This window comes from Gaiella sp., assembly GCF_035558935.1.
Taxonomy (GTDB): domain Bacteria; phylum Actinomycetota; class Thermoleophilia; order Gaiellales; family Gaiellaceae; genus Gaiella.
The window spans coordinates 1-17,606 of sequence record NZ_DATMBZ010000027.1; the positions used below are offsets into that span (position 1 = coordinate 1).

Below are 17,606 nucleotides of genomic sequence, written 5' to 3' on the forward strand. Positions count from 1 at the left end.
TCGAGCACCTCGGCGTACAGCTGCTCCGGCGTCTTCCCGCCGTGAAGCTGCATCTCGGTCGATGCGGTTCAGTCTGTACACCGAGATGCAGCTTCACGGCGGGAAGACGCCGGAGCAGCTGTACGCCGAGGTGCTCGAGCAGATCGAGAACGCCGACCGGCTCGGCTACGACTGCTACGCCTCGATCGAGCACTTCTTCTTCCCAAAGTTCTCGGTCTCCGCGCACCCGACCGCGCTGTTCGCCGCCGCCGCGCAGCGGACGAAGAGCATCAACTTCCGGACGATGCTCCACGTCCTGCCGTACCACAACCCGATGGTGCTGGCCTCGGAGATCGCCGTCACTGACATTCTCACCGGCGGCCGCTACGAGTGGGGCGTCGGCCGCGGCCACGGCTGGATCCCCGAGAAGGCGGGCGCGGCGCTCGACGAGCACGCGCGGCCGAAGTACGAGGAGGCCGTCGACCTGCTCTTCACGGCGCTCGGCAACGAGCGCTTCTCGTTCTCGGGCGAGTACTACGAGGTCGCCGACTCGCACGTCGTCCCGTTCCCGAAGCGGAGCTTCCGGATCTTCCTCGGCGGCACCTCCGACCGCACCTACGAGCTCGCCGCGGAGCACGGCTGGGGCGTCGCGGTGCCGCCGCTCCTGCCGTACAAGGCGCTCGAGGCGCAGATGGACCTCTACCGCGCGAAGTGCGCCGAGCACGGCAACGAGCCCGACATCGTCTGGATCCACGCCTGTCATCTCGACGAGGACCGCGACACGGCGATGCGCGAGGCGCGCGACTGGACGACGAAGTTCATCTACGGGAACAGCTCGCCGCTCCTCGAGCACGAGAAGCCGGACACCGACGCCCTGAATGCCGCCGGCTACGGCTTCTACGCGTCGGGGATCATGGAGCAGCTCGCCGAGGTGCCCTTCGAGCAGCTCGTCGAGGAGGACTACGTCTGGGTCGGGACACCGGACGAGATCGTCGATCGGATCGAGGAGACGCGCGAGATCTGTCCCGGCATCACCGAGATCGGGATCACGGTCAACGCAGGCGGCGCGCCGCACTGGATGGCGATCAAGAACCAGGAGCTGTTCGCGGCCGCGGTGATGCCGCGGGTCAGGGCCTCGAAGTCGGCCGGCGTCGCGCAGGTGGCGTGATCCAACGTGTCTGCGTGATCGGAGCGGGGGTGATCGGGAGCCTGTTCGCCGGCCACCTCGCGCAGGTGGCCGACGTCTCGGTCCTGACCCGACGCCGCGACCATGCGGACGCGCTCAACCGCGACGGCCTGCGGGTGACGGGTCGTAGCGACCTCCACGCCGAGGTCACCGCGACCGCCAACGCGGACGAGCTCGAGCCGTTCGATCTCGGGATCATCGCGACGAAGGCGCACGGCCTCGAGGAGGCCGCCGCCTCGCTCGAGGGGCGGTTTCCCGACGCGACGCTGATGACGACCCTCAACGGGCTCGGCGCCGAGGAGGTCGTCCGGGCCCACGGCGAGTGGCCGCTCGTCTCCGCGGTGACGTTCATGTCGGGCACGAAGCACTCCGACACCGAGGTCGAGTACATCCTCGACACCGCCACGTGGATGGGGCCGTACGAGGAGATGCCGCTGGAGCGCGTCGAGGAGGCGGGCGAGCTGATCTCGAGCTCGGGCCTGAAGGCGGAGGTCTTCGCCGATCTCCGTCCGGCGCAGTGGTCGAAGCTCATCTTCAACGCGACCGTCAACTCGGTGGCGGCGCTCACCGGGCTGCGTCACGACCCGCACTTCGCCGCCGAGGACGAGGAGACCGACCTGGGGCACCTCGTCCACGACCTCGTCGACGAGGGCAAGGCGGTCGCCGAGGCGGCCGGCATCGAGCTGTACGAGGACCCGTGGGAGATGAACGTCCTCGCGACGCAGCGGGGCTCCGCCCACTATCCGTCGATGCTGGAAGACGTCGAACTACACAGGCCGACCGAGATCGACCTCATCACCGGCTCGCTCGTCCGCGAGGCCGGCAGGCACGGAGTGCCGGTGCCCCTGCACACGGCGCTGTACCGCCTCGTCAAGGCCAAGGAGGAGTCGTGGCAGTAGACAGCAGTGTGGGTGACGGGCTTCGGCCTGTGACGCACGCCGGAAAATCCCGTCAAGCGCACCAGGAGGCGTGATGACACCGAGGAAGACAGGAGCGTTCGCGGCGTTGGTCGCGACGCTCGCCGTGGTCGTGGCGGTGGTCGCCGCGACCGCGTCTGCGGCGAGGGCCCCGATCGTGATCGGGTGGGCATACGACGGCAACGGCGCGATGGCGCCGTTCGACGGGCCCGCGCTCGCGGCGGCGCAGATCCGCGTCAAGCAGGTCAACGCGAAGGGCGGCGTCAACGGCCGTCCGCTGCGGATCGCGACCTGTAACACCCAGGGCAACAAGCCCGCGATCGCCCGCGCGTGCGCAGCGAAGCTGCTCTCGCAGGGAGCGAACGTCATCTTCACGACGTGCGACGTCGACTTCGCGGCACCCGTCGTCCAGGAGGCCATCAACCGGGGCGTTCTCGCGGTCGCGCCGTGCATCGGCACCGACCAGATGGGACCGAAGCGCTTCGGGGCGAAGGGCAAGCTCGCGTTCTCGTTCGGCAACGTCGCGCAGGACGAGGGCTCGGCGATGGCGCAGTACGCGTGGAGCAAGGGGTGGAAGTCGGCGAGCCTCGCGACCGACACCGTGATCGTGTACTTCAAGGACGTCGTCAAGGCGTTCAAGGCCCGGTACACGCAGCTCGGCGGCAAGATCGTCGACGAGGAGACGTACCAGTCGCTCGGCTCGACGAACATCACGAACGCCGTCACGCGCCTGAACGGCAAGAAGGCCGACGTCATCGTCACCGCGACGGCGGGCGCGTTCGGTGCGCTCCCGCAGATGATCTCGGGGCTGCGGACGCTCGGGAACAACACGCCCGTGCTCAACTCGTGGGCGGGTGACGGGGTCTACTGGGTCACGAAGGAGCCGCAGGTGACGAACTACTACTTCGTCACCTTCGCCTCGATCTTCGGCGACGACCCCGTGCCGGCGATCAACCAGCTCGCCAAGACGCTCAAGGCCGGAACCGGAGGGTTCGTGACGGGCTCGGCCGCGATCGACGGTGTCGCCACCGCGATCCGCCGCTCGGGCGGCTCGACGAACGGCGCCCGGCTCGCGGCGACGATGGAGAAGTTCAAGAAGGTCCCGACGCTCTCGGGCCTCGTCAGCTTCTCGCCCACCCTGCACACCGTGTTCGGCCGGCAGTACCGCGTGATGCAGATCCAGGACAACAAGGGCAAGCGCATCGGCGCCGTCACCGCGAAGGTCGTCCCGAAGATCTGACCGGGACGGCGACGATCGGCGCGGAGGAGCAGCCGCAGGAGAGGCGGCGGCCCGGAGGCACACTCCGGGCCGCCGCGCTTTCCCGTTCGTTCGACGGCGTCGCCGCGGTCCGGGAGGTCTCCCTCGAGCTGCACCGGCACGAGGTCGTCGGGCTCATCGGGCCGAACGGCGCCGGCAAGTCGACGCTCGTGAACCTTCTCACGGGCTTCGACCGGCCGAGCTCCGGGACGGTCGAGCTGCAGGGGAGGGATGTCACGAGGTGGAGCGCGAGCAGGCGCGGCCGTCACGGGCTCGCGAGGACGTTCCAGCACAGCCATCCGTTCCGCTCCCTCTCGGTCCGCGAGAACGTCGAGGTGGCGGCGCTCGGTGCCGGCGCGTCCCCGGCCGAGGCTCGTGGCACGGCAGACGAGCTGCTCGAGCTCCTCGGTCTCGAAGGCGACGCCGAGGCGCCCGCCGCGTCGCTCGCGCACGGCCACGAGCGGCGGCTCGGTGTGGCTCGTGCGCTCGCGACGCGACCGAGTTTCGTGCTCATGGACGAGCCCGCCGCGGGGCTTCCGGAAGCCGAGGTGCCCGAGTTCGCGGCCGTCGTCCGCTCCGTCCGCGACGACCACGGTGCGGGCGTGCTCCTGATCGACCACAACATGGCGCTGATCATGGACGTGTGCGACCGGATCGAGGTTCTCGATCAGGGGAGAACGATCGCGGCGGGCACGCCGGCCGAGATCCAGGCCAATCTCGACGTCGCGGCCGCCTACCTCGGCGAGAGCGCCGTCCACGAGGATCCGTCGTGAGCGGCCCGTCTCTCGTCGTCTCCGACCTCGAGGTGCGCTACGGATCCGTCGCGGCGGTCCGCGGCGTCTCGTTCGAGGTCGCGCCGGGAGAGATCGTCGGGCTGATCGGCCCGAACGGCGCGGGAAAGTCCTCGACGCTCCACGCGATCATGGGCCTCGTCCGGGCCGCGGCGGGCGACCTCCACCTCGGAGAGCGGTCGCTCCACGGACGCTCGCCCGAGGTGATCGCGCGCAGCGGCATCGCGCTCGTCCCCGAGGGGCGGCGGATCTTCGGAGAGCTGACGGTCGACGAGAACCTTCGGCTCGGGCTCAGCGCGCGACGCTCGGCGGAGAGAGCGGCGGAGGACCTCGAGCGGGTGTCGGAGCTCTTCCCCGTCGTCCGCGAATTCCGCTCGCGCCAGGCGGGGACGCTCTCCGGAGGACAGCAGCAACAGCTCGCGATCGCCCGAGCGCTCGTCTCGGCGCCCGACGTCCTGCTGCTCGACGAGCCGTCGCTCGGGCTCTCGCCGACCGTCACCGACGCGGTGTTCGACGCCCTTGCGGCGATCCGCGACCAGGGCCTCGCCGTCCTCCTCGTCGAGCAGCGCGCGCAGCGGACGGTCGCGCTCGCGAACCGGTCTCTCGTCCTCGCGAACGGCCAGATTCGCCTCACGCTGACACCCGAGGACGCCGCCGACACCGAGCGCATGATCCACGCATACCTGTCGTGACCGGTGTCGTCGCCAGCGGGCTGACCGACTTCCTGCGCGCCGCGGTGGAGCCGCAGGTGCAGGTCGACGCGATCGGGATCGGCGCGATCTACGCCTTGATGGCCGTCGGGATCGGGCTCGTCTTCGGAGTCCTGCGGCTCGTCAACTTCGCGTACGGGCAGCTCGTGATGGCCGGCGCGTTCGCGCTGGCGTTCGCCTCCAACCAGGACTGGCCGGTGTGGGCGGGCATCGTCCTCTGCTTCGCGGTCGTGATCGCGCTCTCGATGGCGATGGAGCGCATCGTCTTCCGGCCGCTCCGGACGCAGTCGGCGGCGACGATGCTCGTCGCGACGTTTGCGGTGGCGTTCCTCCTGCAGGCGATCGCACTCGTCATCGACCAGCGCGACGACACCCTGGGCGAGCCCGCCGCGTCGCTCGCGCGACTCAACCTGCCATGGGTGATCTTCGGCACCGACGTCAGGAAGATCACCGTCGTCGCGATCGTCACCGCCGCGGTCTGCCTGCTGGCGCTCGTGCTGTTCCTCGAGCGGACGACGGTCGGCCTCCAGATGCGCGCTGCGGCGATGGACTTCCAGACCGCCCGGCTGCTCGGCGTCCGCGCCAACCGCGTGATCGCGTCGGCGGTCTTCCTCTCGGGTGTCCTCGCCGCGATCGTGGCGGTGATGCTCACCGTGCAGCAGCCACTCGTCACGTCGACCTTCGCGCTGCGCGAGACGATCGTCGTGCTCGCGGGCGTCGTCGTGGGCGGTATGAACCGGCTTCTGTCCGCGACCCTCGGCGGGTTCGCGATCGGCTACGCCTCCGGACTGCTCGGCGGTGCGCTGCCGACCGAGCAAAGCCAGTACCTGCCGTCCTTCCTCTTCGGGCTCGTCATCCTCACGCTGCTCGTCCGGCCGGGCGGCCTCTTCACCCGCGGCGGCGGGCCCGTGGAGCGGGTATGAGACGCGCGCGCACGACGGTGCCGCTCGCGTTTCCGATCGCGCTCGTCGTCGCCACGGGCGTCATCGGCACCTTCTTCGACCGCTCGACCGAGATCTACTTCATCAACGCCCTCGTGTCGGTGTCGATGGTCGTCGCGCTCTACGTGTTCGTCGGCAACTCGGGCGTCCTCTCGTTCGGGCACATGAGCTTCGTTGCGGTCGGTGCCTGGACGGCGGGGGTGCTCTCGGTTCCGGTCGAGGAGAAGCCGGCGACGATGCCGTCACTCTTCGGCTTTCTCGGGGACACGACGGTCGGGAACATCCCGTCGCTCCTGCTCGCCGCCCTCGTGGGAGGCGTCTTCGCGCTCGTCGCGGGGCTGCCGCTCATGCGGCTCTCCGGCCTCGCGGCCGGGATCGCGACGTTCGCGGTGCTCGAGATCACGAACAACATCCTTCGCTACTACGAGAAGATCGGGCCGGGTCTCAACGTCTTCTCGTCCGTGCCGGAGACCACCGACCTCCAGCAGGCTGCGATCGGCGCCGTGGTCGCGATCGTCGTCGCCTTCACGTACCAGGTCAGCCGCTTCGGGCGCCAGCTCCGTGCCGCACGCGACGACGCTCCGGCAGCGCGCGCGGTCGGCATCTCGGTCTACCGGCAGCGGCTGATCGCATTCGCAGTGTCCGGCGCGCTTGCCGGGTTCGCCGGCGGGCTCTACGTCCACTTTCTCCCGATCAACGTCGACGCCGTCTACCTCGACCTGACGTTCATCACGCTCGCGATGCTCGTCATCGGCGGGATGACGAGCCTCTGGGGCGCCGTCGTCGGCGCGCTCGCCGTATCGGGGCTCGACTCCCTGCTGGCCGAGGCCGAGAACGGGCTCGGCGGCGTCGATCTTCCCGCGGGGAGCCGCACCATCGTCGTCGGCGCGCTGATGGCGCTCGTCCTCATCCTCCGGCCCGACGGCATCACCCGCGGCCGCGAGGTCAGCCTGGGACGGCTCCTGCGACCGCGATCCGCAAAGGAGGGTGCCGCATGAGGATCTGCGTGGTCGGGTGTGGTGCGGTCGGCTCGCTGTTCGCCGCGAACCTCGCGACCCTCGCGGACGTCGAGGTCTGGGCGTTCGACCTGAACAAGGCGCATGTAGACGCTATCAAAAAGAACGGACTGCAACTCGTCGGAGCGGGCTCGGTGGTCGGACAGCCGACCGCGACGAGCGCCCCGGAGGAGCTCCCACCGTGCGATTTCGGAATCGTCGCGACGAAGGCGATGCACGCCGCCTCGGCGATCTCGGCGACGGCGCATGCGTTCGCCGACGGTGCCGTCGCCACCGTGATGAACGGCGTCGGCAACGAGGAGACCCTCGCCGAGCACGTCGAGCGCGTGATTCGCGGCACGACCTTCCCGGCCGGCAAGCTGCTCGAGCCCGGAGTCGTGCAGTGGGACGTCAAGGGCGACACGACCTTCGGTCCGTTCGAGCCGCGCCCGATCCCGCTCGAGGCGATCGAGCCGCTGGCCGACGCCTGCACGCGGGCGGGCATGCCGGCGACGGCCGTCGCGGATGCGCGCCCCGGCCAGTGGCGCAAGGTGATCTTCAATGCGGCCACCAACCCGATGGGCGCCCTCACGGGGCTCACGCACGGCCGCGTGTGCGAGCGTCCCGACCTCCGGGCGCTCGTCTCCGGGCTCGTCGACGAGGGCACAGCCGTCGCGGCGGCGCAGGGCATCACGCTCGACGCCGACCCCGAGGAGCTGATCGACCACGCGGCGCGCCCCGACGTCGCCTACGGCCACAAGGCGTCGATGCTCCAGGACGTCGAGGCCCGGCGGCCGACCGAGATCGACTACCTGAACGGCGGCATCGCGCGCTTCGGCCGCGAGCTCGGCGTGCCGACGCCGCTCCACGACACCATCACCGCGCTGATCAAGGGGGTAGAAGCCTCGTGGCACCAACAGTCCTAGACCGCAGCCTTCTCCGGGCCGAGCTCGACCGCCGCTACGCCAACGTCCGCGAGGCGATGGCCGCCGCCGAGCTCGACGGGCTGATCGTCGCCGGAAGCGAGTACTCGGGCTTCGAAGGCGCCGTCACGTACCTCTCGGGATTCCAGATCGTGCACCGGTACGCCTACGTCGTCGTCCCGGCGGACGGCGACCCGTTCGTCGTCTTCCCGTCCGAGGCGCGCTACGTCGGCGAGCACGGCACCGCGCTCCTCGAGCAGCGGTTCGACCCGCACCCGGGGGCGGCGATCGCGGCGTATGCGCGCGACGCCGGCTGGCAGCGCATCGGGGTCTACGGCCTCGACTACGTGATGACCGTCCGCGACTACCGCGAGCTCGACGCCTTCGACATCGTCCCCTTCGACGTCGAGTTCGACCTCGCGCGCGCGGTGAAGAGCGAGGCGGAGCTCGTGAGCGTCCGCGACTCGGTGAGGATCAACCGGCGCGGGTTCGAGGTCTGGGCAGACGCGTATGCACCCGGACGCACGGCGGCCGAGGTGATGGCGGCGGCGGAGGAGTACTTCATCTCCGAGGGCTGCGGGCGGCTGACGATGAACATGGTGCTCACCGCTCCCGGCCGCTCGGGCGTCGCGCTCCCCGAGTTCAAGATCGCGCGGAAGGAGGAGGTGCTCGGCGACTTCGTTCTCCCGTCGCTCGAGGTCGCGGGGCCGGGGATGCACTGGGTCGAGGTCTCGCGCGCGATCGCCGCCGAGGGCGCGCCGCTCTCGGACGACACGAAGGCGATGGCCGAGGCATACGTCGAGTACTACGAGGCGGCGAAGGGCGCGATGCGGGCCGGCGCGACGTGCCACGACGTGCACACCGCCGTGTCGAAGGGTTTCTCCGAGCGCGGCTACCACCTCGGCCATGTCACGGGGCACTCGATCGGGATGACGATGATCGAGTTCCCGAAGGTGGGGGAGGGCGTCGAAACCGAGCTTCGCGCGAACATGGTGCTCTCGATGCATCCGCACGCGATCGCGGCGAACGGGGAAGACTGCCTCTACATGCAGGACACGTGGCTCGTCACCGAGGAGGGCGGCGTGCCGCTCGCCGACCTCCCGATGGAGATCGTCGTCAGATGAGGCCTCCACGGGGACTGGCCCCGAGGGGGTGTCCCCCGCGACGCTCACGAGGCGTCAGTCCCCTCCGGGAACACACCCTGCTGGTCGAATGAGCCTCGCTGAAGGCCTCGTCCGGAGCGAGGACGGCGTCACGCGCTGCTGGTGGGGCGACGGAGACCTCGCGTACCGCGCCTACCACGACGACGAGTGGGGCATGCCCGTCACCGACGACGTGCGCCTGTTCGAGAAGCTCTCGCTCGAGGGGTTCCAGGCGGGGCTCTCGTGGCTCACGATCCTCCGCAAGCGCGAAGCGTTCCGGCGGGCATTCGCGGGGTTCGACTTCACGCGCGTCGCTCGCTTCGGCCCGCGCGACGTCGAACGGCTCCTCGGCGACGCCTCGATCGTGCGGCACCGGGGGAAGATCGAGTCGACGATCTCGAACGCGCGGCGCGCGCTCGACATCGTGGAGGAGCAGGGCTCGCTCGCGGCGTTCGTCTGGCGATTCGAGCCGGACGCGGCCGCCAGGCCGCGCCGCATGACGCGCGAGGCCCTCTTCGAGCTCACGCAGACCGACGCGTCGCGGTCGCTCGCGAGAGAGCTCAAGCGGCGTGGCTGGACGTTCGTCGGACCGACGACCGTGTACGCGTTCATGCAGGCGATGGGCCTCGTCAACGACCATCTCGAGGGCTGCATCGCCCGGCGGCGGGTCGACGACGCCCGTGCCTCCTTGACCCGTCCCGTGGCGTAGAATCGATGCCGTGAGCTGGCCGTGGATCGTCCTGCTCGCCCTCGGCGTCCTGGTGGTCGTCGCCGCGGAATGGCCGAGGGTCTCCGGCGTCGTGGGCGCCGACGCACGGCGCCGCCGTGACCGCGAGCGGCGCAAGGCCAGGCTGCGCGTCGTAACGGAGGACGACGACTTCGTCGAGAGCGTCCAGCGCGACCTCGACGCGCTGCCGACGATCGAAGAGCCCCGCTCGAAGCGGCCCTAGATCTCGTGGCACCGATCATCAGCCGGATCTCACGGTCACCTGCGCGGTGACGGTCCGGGTGTTGGGGAGGATGCGCGTCACGTTCTCGTTGTTCCGCGTCTCCTGGTAGTCCGCGAGGCTGACCTGGAGGCGGTGCCGCCCCGTGCCGACCGCGGCCGTCGGGATGCGAATCTCCGAGCCGACGAGTCGCGCGCGCGTCGCCTTGCCGTCCAGCGTCGCCTCGACCGACCGGACGTCGATTCCCGACCCGGGGTCGGAGACGCGCAAGCGAATCGGCTCGCCCCTTCGCACCGTCCGGCGCACGATCGCCGCCTTCGGGGGCGCGACGTCGTTCGTCCAGAACCGGAAGCGGAACGTCCCCGCTCCGTCGGCGGTCGGGCTGTCGAACACGATGTCGTAGACCCCCGGTGCCGGCCGAAGCGCCCCCGCAGCGGGGACGGCGCTGCCGAACTCCTCGACGTACGGGTTCTGGTCGAGCGGGAGCGCGGCGTACCCCGTGAGCCTGTTCTCGTCACCGCCGCGCACGACGCGCGGCTCCACGCGTGATCCGGGCCCGCGCTGGACGACGACGACTCCGAAGTTCGCGACGCCCGGGCCGACGCGCACACGGAAGACCTGCTCGGGGCCCGCGAGCGTCGCGGACACCGGCCCGCCGCGGGGCACCTCCGGGTAGCGGTAGACGTCGACGAGCGACCGCCGCCCGCGCGTGTCGCCGGCGTAGACGCCGGGACGGAGCAGTGTGCGTGCGCCGCTCGCGTCGAGCTTCGGCGTCGTGATCCGGCCCCAGAAGGGGACGCGGCGCGTGACGCCGTCGCGCCGCAGGAGCACGTCCCCGGACATCTCGCCGTCGTCCTGGCCTGCGGAGAACGTCAGCGTCAGGCTTCCGGGCGCGCTCACGGTGGGCCCGACGACGACGTGCGCGCCGCCCGGTGCGCTGTCCAACTCGACCGACGTCGCCCACGGCGCGGGGCCGCCGCCCGCATCCTCGATCGTCACCATCCGGGTGACGGTCGTCCCGGCGGTCACGAGGCCGAACGAGACGCCTGTGGGCATCGCGCGGAGGAGCGGCTCGTCCGCCGCTGCGACGTCGACGAGGCCTGCGCCGGCGCGGGTGGGGCCGACCCCGCCGTCACTCGACGTGAGCGGCCGGGCCGTGGCAGTCAGCGCCGCCTTGACCTGGGCGGGAGTCCAGCCGGGGTGCCGTTGCAGCAGCAGCGCGACCGCGCCGGAGACGTGCGGCGCCGCCATGCTCGTGCCCGACGAGAGCTGCCAGCCGCCCGGGCGGGACGAGAGAATCGACGTACCGGGTGCGACGACGTCGGGCTTCAACCGCAACGAGATCGGTGTCGGCCCGGCCGAGGAGAAGCTCGCCATCGACGGAGAGTCGCCGGAGGTCGTGGCGCCGACCGTGATGGCCGCCGCGGCGCTCCCGGGCGACCCGAGCGAGCCGCGCCCGAAGTCGTCGAAGTCGTTCCCGGCCGCAACGACGGGGACCACGCCCGCGGCCGCCGCCGCGTCGAGCGCCAGCGCGACGAGGTCGCGCGACGGCTCGACCTCGGGCTCGCCGAGCGAGAGGTTGATCACGTCCATGCCGTCCGCGACCGCGGCCTCGATCGCAGCGACGATCTCGGGCGCGTTGCCGTTGAGCCCGAGCCCGGAGTCCGTCGGGATCGTCAGCGCCTTGTAGTTGCCGATATAGGCGCGTGGCGCGATGCCGCTGATGCGCAGGCCGTTCGCGAGGGTGTTCGCGTTGCCTGCCGCGATCCCGGCGACGTGGGTCGCATGACCGGACTCCTCGGGGTCGAACGGCCGGCCGGCGTACTTCCACGTCGCCCTGGGGGGCGCAAAGGCGCGGGCGACGATCACCTTGGCGGTCGTGTACGCGGCCTGGCCCTTCGGGAAGCCCTCCGGCATCGTGTACCCGGCGGGGTCGAAGAACGGATGCCGCTGGTCGACGCCGTCGTCGATGATCCCGATCTTGATCCCCGCACCGGCGTTCGGCAGCTGCGAGCCGGTGAGCTCACGGGCGCGGATCGTCGCCGCGTCGGGCCCCGCGAGGACGTGGTACGTCGCGTTGCCGAACACCTGTCGCACGCCCGGCAGCCGGCCGAGTCGCGGGACATCCGCGGCCGGGAGGACGACCGCGACGCCGTTCGCGACGAGCCGGTAGCGCCAGTGCACGGACGCGCTCGGCACCGACCGGCGGAGCGCGGTGACGAAGCGTCGTTGCTGGGTCTCGACGCGCCGTACCGCCGCCGGCCCGTGCGCCCGCGCCAGGGGCGGCGCGGTGAGCTCCACGACGACCTGCGTCGCGGAGACGGGCGGCCGAGGACTGCCACCGGCGGTCACGAGCAGCGCGAGGCCCGCCCCGAGAGCGAGAACGGCGAGGAAGGAGAGCGCGCGCGTCACCGGTGATTGAGACGCGGGACGGCGCCCGGAGTCGGCGGCGGCCTGCGCTATGCGGATGAGAGGACTTGAACCTCCACGCCCTTACGGGCACACGGACCTGAACCGTGCGCGTCTACCAATTCCGCCACATCCGCGGGGACGACCAGTGTAGCCGGGGCCGTCTCGGCCACGGCTCGATTCGACGTCTCGACAATTGCCCGGGAACCGCAGGTCCTCGCCGAGCGGATCGCGTACCACGAGGCCCGGATCGCCGGTCTGGCTAGCCGCTCCCGAGCGCCTCGAGCACCTGGTCGGCGTGCTCGGCAGGCTTCACGTCGTAGAAAGCCTTCGCGACGTTGCCGTCGGGGCCGATGACGAACGTCGAGCGGTTGACGCCCATGTACGTCTTGCCCGCGTAGGACTTCTCGCCCCAGACGCCGTATTCCTCGGCGACCTCGTGGTCGGTGTCGGCGAGGAGCGCGAACGGCAGCCCGTACTTCTCCTTGAACTTCGCGTGGGACGCCTCGCCGTCGGGGCTGACGCCGAGCACGACTGCCCCGGCCGCTTCGAACTCCGTCCATGCGTCCCGAATCCCGCATGCCTGCGCCGTGCAGCCGGGAGTATCGTCCTTGGGATAGAAGTAGAGAACGACGGGGGTTCCTTTGAGGGAGGACAGCGTGACGGCGTCGCCTGCGTCGGACGTGAGCGTGAAGTCGGGTGCCGGGCTTCCCTCTTCGACTGCCAAGATCGCCTCCGTTCGTCGAGTGGCAATATCCCCCTGTCCGACGCGAGCGTAGCCGTGCGCCCGCGACAGGTGCTGCATTCGGCGCGCTGCGCGACGTTTGCGTCCGCTCGGTGCCGGGCATCCACGTCCGATGGTGACCGAGACCCCGTTGCCGCCCTCGCCGAGCCCTCCGATTCCGGCGCCCGACCCGCTCCCCGCGCCCGACCCGGAGCCGCCCGATGAGCCGGATCCCGTTCCGCCGCCGGTCATCTGAGGCACGCGGAGGCGGCGGGGCGTCCGGCCAGACGCTCGCGGAGTACGCCGTGATCATCGCGGCGATCGCCGTCGCGTGCGTGATCGCCGCGCTGTTCCTCGTCGCCGGGATCCGCGGGCGCTTCGACGCCACGGACGGGCCCTCGCCACAGGCGCCGTTCGCACCTCCCCCCTCGCCATCGCTGTCCTATCCGACGACGCTCGAGGACTGCGAACAGGGTCGCTGGAAGAACTACGCCCAGTTCACCAGCGAGGCCGAGTGCAAGAAGTACGTCCAGGACCACACGCCGTGAGCCCCGCGTGCGGGCGCTGCGCTACCCTCGCCGCGTGGCGGGGATCCATCCGTGGCTGGGCCTGGCCGTGATCGCGGTCTGCGCGGGCGCGGCATTCACCGGCGGCTACCTCTACTGGCGCGGCCGCGGCGCGGGGAGAATGACGACGCACCTCCTGTCCCTCGCGCAGACGTTGCTCGTCGCGCAGGTCGCGATCGGCCTCCTGCTCCTCGCCGACGACCACCGTGCGGGCGACGAGCTTCACTACGCGTACGGGACGATGGCGCTCGGTGCCGCCCTCGTGCCGTGGTTCTACGCCCCCGAGTCGGGCCCGAGGCGTCTGCTCTGGTTCGCCGCGACGACCGGCGTCGCGGGAGCGCTCGCCATCCGCGCGTACATGACGGGCCCCGCTTGAGAAGCCTCTGGGAGAACCGGTTCGTCCGCGGCCTGGCGCTGGTCGCGATCGTCTCCGCGGCGATCGTCGCGCTGTCGCTCGAGAACGCCCTCATCACCGCGGGCGCGTTGATGCGGATCGCGTTCTTCCTGGCGATCGCGTTCTTCCTCTTCCTCCTCTGGCGCGAGCGCCGCTCCGACATCGAGATGTGGAGCGATCTCTCGCGCCGCACGTTCTACGGCGCGATCGTTCTCGCCGTCGTCGCGATCGGGGCGCTGATCGGCCTCGGTCCGTCCGGCGCGGACGCGCTCGCCTTCTTCGGCGTGATCGCGTGCTGCGGGTGGGCTGTCTGGCGCGTCTGGCGCAGAGAGCACCGGTACGGCTGACTCGCGCTACCTGGCCGGCGCGGGGTAGCGGGTCCCGTCCGGGGCGGTGTAGAGCGTCTCCGCGCTCGGAAGCTCCGTGACGGCTCCGTCCAGGGCGTCGAGCGCGGTACGGACGTCGACGAGCTTGCCGACGAAGATGGGCGTGTCGCGCTCCGTCCAGCGAGAAGCCTCGGTCTCGCGCAGGGTCATCATCAGGTGCATGAAGTCGGCCGGCTCCTCGGTCTCGAAGGCCGGGATGAACTCCTGGTCGTCGATCCCGAACGAGTACGTGGTGTGGTTCGTGACGGTGACGAACTTCCCGCCGACCTCCGCGTGCTCGCGCATCGCGGCGGCCCGTTCCTCGAAGCTCAGGAAGTACCAGGGACGGCGCTTCACGAACGGGTAGACGACGAGGTACGGCGCGTTCCGCGGCGCCACGCGGCCCTGGCGGACGCGCTTCTTGTCCGTGTAGACCGAGGGCTTCGTCGTGCCGAGGTACGAGTACGGCGTCTCGAGCCAGCCCGCGAGGGGCGTCCCGTTCAGCGCGGAGCCGAGCTCGAGCAGGTCGTCGTAGCGCTCGGTGATCGACCAGAGGAAGAAGTCGGCCTCGGGCCGAACGCCGGTCGTCGAATAGGCGCGCAGACCCTCCATCCGGCCCGCGAGCTCCTCGACGACCTCTGCGAACGCATCCTTGCCCGCGGCCCGTTCCTCGATCGGGAGGCGACGCCAGGCCGGGTCGACCCGGAAGAACCGGTAGCCCACGTACTGGCCCACACCGGAGCCCTCGATCCGCTCGTACTGGCGCTCGCCCATGCGCCTCGAATGGTACGCGCGGGCGTTGAGGCAAGATGGGTAAGTGGCGAAGACGCAGTACTACACGGCGACGACCGTCGACGGGTTCATCGCAGACGCCGACAACTCGCTCGACTGGCTGTTCGAGGTGCCGCGCAACGGCGGCAGCGGAGCCGAGGGCTTCAAGGCGTTCTTCGCCGCGGTCGGGGCGATGGCGATGGGCGCGACGACCTACGAATGGGTGTATGCCCACGAGCGGCTGGACGAGCGCCCCGAGAAGTGGGCGGAGTGGTACGGGTCGACGCCGACGTGGGTCTTCACGCATCGCAAGCTGGCCACGGTCCCGGGCGCGGACATCCGCTTCGTGGAGGGTGACGTCGCGCCCGTGCACGCCGAGATGATGGACGCGGCGGACGGCCGCAACGTATGGCTCGTCGGCGGCGGAGAGCTCGTCGGCTCCTTCGCCGACGCGGGCCTCCTCGACGAGATCCTCCTTGGCATGCAGCCCGTGTTCCTCGGTGCGGGGGCGCCGTTGCTTCCCCGTCGCCTGACCTCGAAGCGCATCCGGCTCGAGTCGGCGCGCCAGGACGGGCAGCAGGTGCTGCTCGTCTACTCCGTCACTGCGCCCTGAGTCAGCGCGGCCGCAGCTCGCCGCTCTCGCGGGTGGCCGAGGCGCCGGGATTCACCGCCTGAGTGACCGTGAGCGAGAGGCGCAGGGGTGCGGCGCCCAGCTTCCGGCCCGCGAGCGAGGCGACCGTCGTGCGCCCGTACCGGGCGAAGCCACGAACCCTCGCCGCGACGGCGCCCGTCGTCGTCCGGGTTGCGCGGAGCTCCCACGCGCAGTCGAGCGTGCAGCGGAAGCGCGTGTCGCGCATCCCGTCCGTGAACTGCCGTGGCCCGGGGAAGCGGACGTTCGTGAGACCGACGTCGAGCGAGAGGCCGTCGCAGCGGGTGATCGAGCCGCCGCGCGTCCGGTCGAGCGAATCCTGCACCGCGGAGAAGCTCGCTTTCGGCGTTCCGTCGGCGTAGTAGACGCCGGACTGCCAGCTCAAGAGCGCGGTCTCGTCCTGCGAGTGGAAGAGGAGCACGCCGGCGACCGTCGGCTGGCAGAAGGCGAGTTGCAGGCCGACGTCGTACGACGCGGCCTGCTGGTACTCGTCCACCGGCTTCGTCGTCGCCGGTTCCGTCCCCGTGTAGAGACTCGCCTTCCCCGCGGGGATCGTCGACTCGATCCCGAACTCGTCGTAGAGGATCGGCAGGGTCGAGCCGGGTTGCGCCGTGCCGTCGAACGCGGTCGCGAGCAGCGAGACGAGCTTCCCGTAGTCGGCGAGGCCGATCGACGTCGATCGGGGATGGGGGAAGTCCGGGCTCTGCGAGGAGTTGTCGGGATAGGGGTGGAACGCCAGCCCGTCCATGACCGGAAGCGTCCGGCCACTGGCCCGGTAGGCCGTGCCCATCGCCTGGATGAACGCTGTCGGCGACGAGGTCGGCCTGATCCCCTCCGGCCGGTCGGAGCCGCGCGGAGCCAGTGCGCCGCCCCACACCCTGAGTGCGGGGTCGACCGCCTTGAGCGCGTCGTAGGTCTGCGCGAGGAGCGAGAGGTAGGCGGGCGCCGAGGCGTTCGAGCCGTCGGGACCGAACTGCGGCAGCCAGAAGCGGTTCAGATTCGGCTCGTTGCCCACGATGATGTCGTCGAAGCTCGGGAGCGCCCGTGCGAGTGCGGCGGCGTACTGCGCGAACTGCGACTGCGCTGCCGGATCGAGGGGAGTCGTCGCCGAGCCCGGCGAATAGACGGAGACGAGCACCTTGACGCCCGACAGGCGGGCCGCCGCCTCGATGTTGCGCAAGACGCCAAGCTCGCCCGACGTCGGAGCGGTGAGTCCAGGCCGCCAGTTCGACGTCACGCGCACCGCAGTGAAGCCCGCGAGGCGCAGCTCGGTCATCTTCGCCTTCGTCGTGACGAGATCGGGGGCGCGCACCGCGTCCTCCGCGGCGCCGAGGATCATCGACGGGCCGCCGGCGTGCGCGGGCACGGCGAGCGCCAGCCAGGCACCCAACGAGCCGAGAGCGATGACGAGGGTTCGCCGCAAGAGTGGGGGTACGCTAGCTCGCGTGGGTGAAGATTCCGTTCGGAGCCAGCTGAAGCGGCTGCCGACGGGCCCGGGCGTCTACCTCTTTCGCGACGAGCGCGACGAGATCCTCTACGTCGGCAAGGCGAAGTCGCTCCGGGCCCGTGTCCGCAGCTACTGGAACCGCGGCGGCGACACGCGCGCCGGGATCGGCCAGCTGGTGAACCGGATCCGCTCGCTCGAGGTGATCGTCACGCAGAGCGAGGCGGAGGCACTCCACCTCGAGCAGAACCTCGTCAAGCGCCACCGGCCGCCGTTCAACGTGCGCCTGCGCGACGACAAGTCGTTCCCGTACATCGCCGTGACGGTCTCCGACCCGTATCCCCGCGTGATGTTCACGCGCGAGCGGCACCGGCGCGGCAACGTCTACTTCGGGCCGTACGCCAATGCGAAGAAGGTGCGCGAGACCCTGGACGTCCTGAACCGCGTCTTCCAGTTTCGCCCCTGTGAGGGCCCGAAGCCGGGACGGCACTCCGG

Annotated in this window: 20 protein-coding genes and 1 tRNA gene; 16 read left to right on the forward strand and 5 right to left on the reverse strand. The window is 70.7% G+C overall.

All coding sequences use genetic code 11. The features are described 5' to 3' along the window. The first annotated feature begins 61 nt into the window (after positions 1 to 61). The 11 genes from VNM44_RS02845 to VNM44_RS02895 all read left to right on the forward strand — a co-directional run bounded on the left by VNM44_RS02845 (position 62) and on the right by VNM44_RS02895 (position 9,792). Positions 62 to 1,147: an LLM class flavin-dependent oxidoreductase gene (locus VNM44_RS02845; RefSeq protein ID WP_325622398.1), complete on the forward strand. Its 1,086-nt coding sequence runs from the start codon at positions 62 to 64 to the stop codon at positions 1,145 to 1,147. A 14-nt stretch (positions 1,148 to 1,161) separates the two neighbouring features. Further along, the gene (locus VNM44_RS02850) at positions 1,162 to 2,064 is read left to right on the forward strand and encodes a 2-dehydropantoate 2-reductase (protein ID WP_325622400.1); all 903 of its coding nucleotides are present in this window, start codon (positions 1,162 to 1,164) and stop codon (positions 2,062 to 2,064) included. Positions 2,065 to 2,137: 73 nt separating this feature from the next. Beyond that, entirely contained in the window at positions 2,138 to 3,322 is a 1,185-nt protein-coding gene (locus VNM44_RS02855) for an ABC transporter substrate-binding protein (protein WP_325622402.1), read from the forward strand. 14 nt (positions 3,323 to 3,336) lie between these two features. After that, positions 3,337 to 4,113 carry an ABC transporter ATP-binding protein gene (locus VNM44_RS02860; protein WP_325622435.1) on the forward strand — a complete coding sequence of 259 codons (777 nt, stop codon included), beginning with the start codon at positions 3,337 to 3,339 and terminating at the stop codon, positions 4,111 to 4,113. After that, on the forward strand, positions 4,110 to 4,823 hold the full coding sequence (locus VNM44_RS02865; RefSeq protein ID WP_325622404.1) for an ABC transporter ATP-binding protein: 714 nt from the start codon (positions 4,110 to 4,112) through the stop codon (positions 4,821 to 4,823). The genes VNM44_RS02860 and VNM44_RS02865 overlap by 4 nt, the downstream gene beginning before the upstream one ends. Further along, positions 4,820 to 5,764, forward strand: a complete 945-nt coding sequence (locus VNM44_RS02870) for a branched-chain amino acid ABC transporter permease (protein ID WP_325622406.1) — start codon at positions 4,820 to 4,822, stop codon at positions 5,762 to 5,764. The genes VNM44_RS02865 and VNM44_RS02870 overlap by 4 nt, the downstream gene beginning before the upstream one ends. Next, entirely contained in the window at positions 5,761 to 6,780 is a 1,020-nt protein-coding gene (locus VNM44_RS02875) for a branched-chain amino acid ABC transporter permease (RefSeq protein ID WP_325622408.1), read from the forward strand. Before VNM44_RS02870 ends, VNM44_RS02875 begins: the two co-directional genes overlap by 4 nt. Then, entirely contained in the window at positions 6,777 to 7,703 is a 927-nt protein-coding gene (locus VNM44_RS02880; RefSeq protein WP_325622410.1) for a 2-dehydropantoate 2-reductase, read from the forward strand. Before VNM44_RS02875 ends, VNM44_RS02880 begins: the two co-directional genes overlap by 4 nt. Continuing rightward, the gene (locus VNM44_RS02885) at positions 7,685 to 8,824 is read left to right on the forward strand and encodes a M24 family metallopeptidase (protein WP_325622412.1); all 1,140 of its coding nucleotides are present in this window, start codon (positions 7,685 to 7,687) and stop codon (positions 8,822 to 8,824) included. Before VNM44_RS02880 ends, VNM44_RS02885 begins: the two co-directional genes overlap by 19 nt. A gap of 88 nt (positions 8,825 to 8,912) precedes the next feature. Next, positions 8,913 to 9,551, forward strand: coding sequence for a DNA-3-methyladenine glycosylase I (locus tag VNM44_RS02890; protein WP_325622414.1), 639 nt, complete (start codon positions 8,913 to 8,915; stop codon positions 9,549 to 9,551). 10 nt (positions 9,552 to 9,561) lie between these two features. After that, the gene (locus VNM44_RS02895; RefSeq protein WP_325622416.1) at positions 9,562 to 9,792 is read left to right on the forward strand and encodes a hypothetical protein; all 231 of its coding nucleotides are present in this window, start codon (positions 9,562 to 9,564) and stop codon (positions 9,790 to 9,792) included. Positions 9,793 to 9,810: 18 nt separating this feature from the next. Here the strand turns inward: VNM44_RS02895 and VNM44_RS02900 are convergent, their stop codons facing one another. From VNM44_RS02900 to bcp, 3 genes are all read right to left on the reverse strand, one after another. Then, positions 9,811 to 12,201 (reverse strand): S8 family peptidase, encoded by a 2,391-nt coding sequence (locus VNM44_RS02900; protein WP_325622417.1) that lies wholly within the window; start codon positions 12,199 to 12,201, stop codon positions 9,811 to 9,813. A 50-nt stretch (positions 12,202 to 12,251) separates the two neighbouring features. After that, positions 12,252 to 12,335, reverse strand: a tRNA-Leu gene (locus VNM44_RS02905). Positions 12,336 to 12,460: 125 nt separating this feature from the next. Next, on the reverse strand, positions 12,461 to 12,925 hold the full coding sequence (bcp, locus tag VNM44_RS02910; RefSeq protein WP_325622419.1) for a thioredoxin-dependent thiol peroxidase: 465 nt from the start codon (positions 12,923 to 12,925) through the stop codon (positions 12,461 to 12,463). A 218-nt stretch (positions 12,926 to 13,143) separates the two neighbouring features. Here bcp and VNM44_RS02915 point away from each other — a divergent pair, with 218 nt between their 5' ends. Genes VNM44_RS02915 through VNM44_RS02925 form a run of 3 tightly spaced genes read left to right on the forward strand, consistent with a single transcriptional unit; the run spans position 13,144 to position 14,229 of the window. Further along, positions 13,144 to 13,470: a hypothetical protein gene (locus VNM44_RS02915; RefSeq protein ID WP_325622421.1), complete on the forward strand. Its 327-nt coding sequence runs from the start codon at positions 13,144 to 13,146 to the stop codon at positions 13,468 to 13,470. A gap of 34 nt (positions 13,471 to 13,504) precedes the next feature. Beyond that, positions 13,505 to 13,864 (forward strand): hypothetical protein, encoded by a 360-nt coding sequence (locus VNM44_RS02920; protein ID WP_325622423.1) that lies wholly within the window; start codon positions 13,505 to 13,507, stop codon positions 13,862 to 13,864. Next, positions 13,861 to 14,229: a hypothetical protein gene (locus VNM44_RS02925; RefSeq protein ID WP_325622425.1), complete on the forward strand. Its 369-nt coding sequence runs from the start codon at positions 13,861 to 13,863 to the stop codon at positions 14,227 to 14,229. Before VNM44_RS02920 ends, VNM44_RS02925 begins: the two co-directional genes overlap by 4 nt. Before the next feature lie 6 nt (positions 14,230 to 14,235). On the opposite strand, the gene VNM44_RS02930 is transcribed toward VNM44_RS02925, so the two are convergent. Next, positions 14,236 to 15,021, reverse strand: a complete 786-nt coding sequence (locus tag VNM44_RS02930; protein WP_325622427.1) for a chlorite dismutase family protein — start codon at positions 15,019 to 15,021, stop codon at positions 14,236 to 14,238. Positions 15,022 to 15,064: 43 nt separating this feature from the next. On the opposite strand from VNM44_RS02930, the gene VNM44_RS02935 reads away from it, so the two are divergent. Then, positions 15,065 to 15,631, forward strand: a complete 567-nt coding sequence (locus VNM44_RS02935) for a dihydrofolate reductase family protein (protein ID WP_325622429.1) — start codon at positions 15,065 to 15,067, stop codon at positions 15,629 to 15,631. A 1-nt stretch (position 15,632) separates the two neighbouring features. On the opposite strand, the gene VNM44_RS02940 is transcribed toward VNM44_RS02935, so the two are convergent. After that, on the reverse strand, positions 15,633 to 17,090 hold the full coding sequence (locus VNM44_RS02940) for a hypothetical protein (RefSeq protein WP_325622431.1): 1,458 nt from the start codon (positions 17,088 to 17,090) through the stop codon (positions 15,633 to 15,635). Positions 17,091 to 17,112: 22 nt separating this feature from the next. Here VNM44_RS02940 and VNM44_RS02945 point away from each other — a divergent pair. Continuing rightward, a partial coding sequence (locus tag VNM44_RS02945; protein ID WP_325622433.1) for a GIY-YIG nuclease family protein occupies positions 17,113 to 17,606 on the forward strand: 494 nt, incomplete at its 3' end.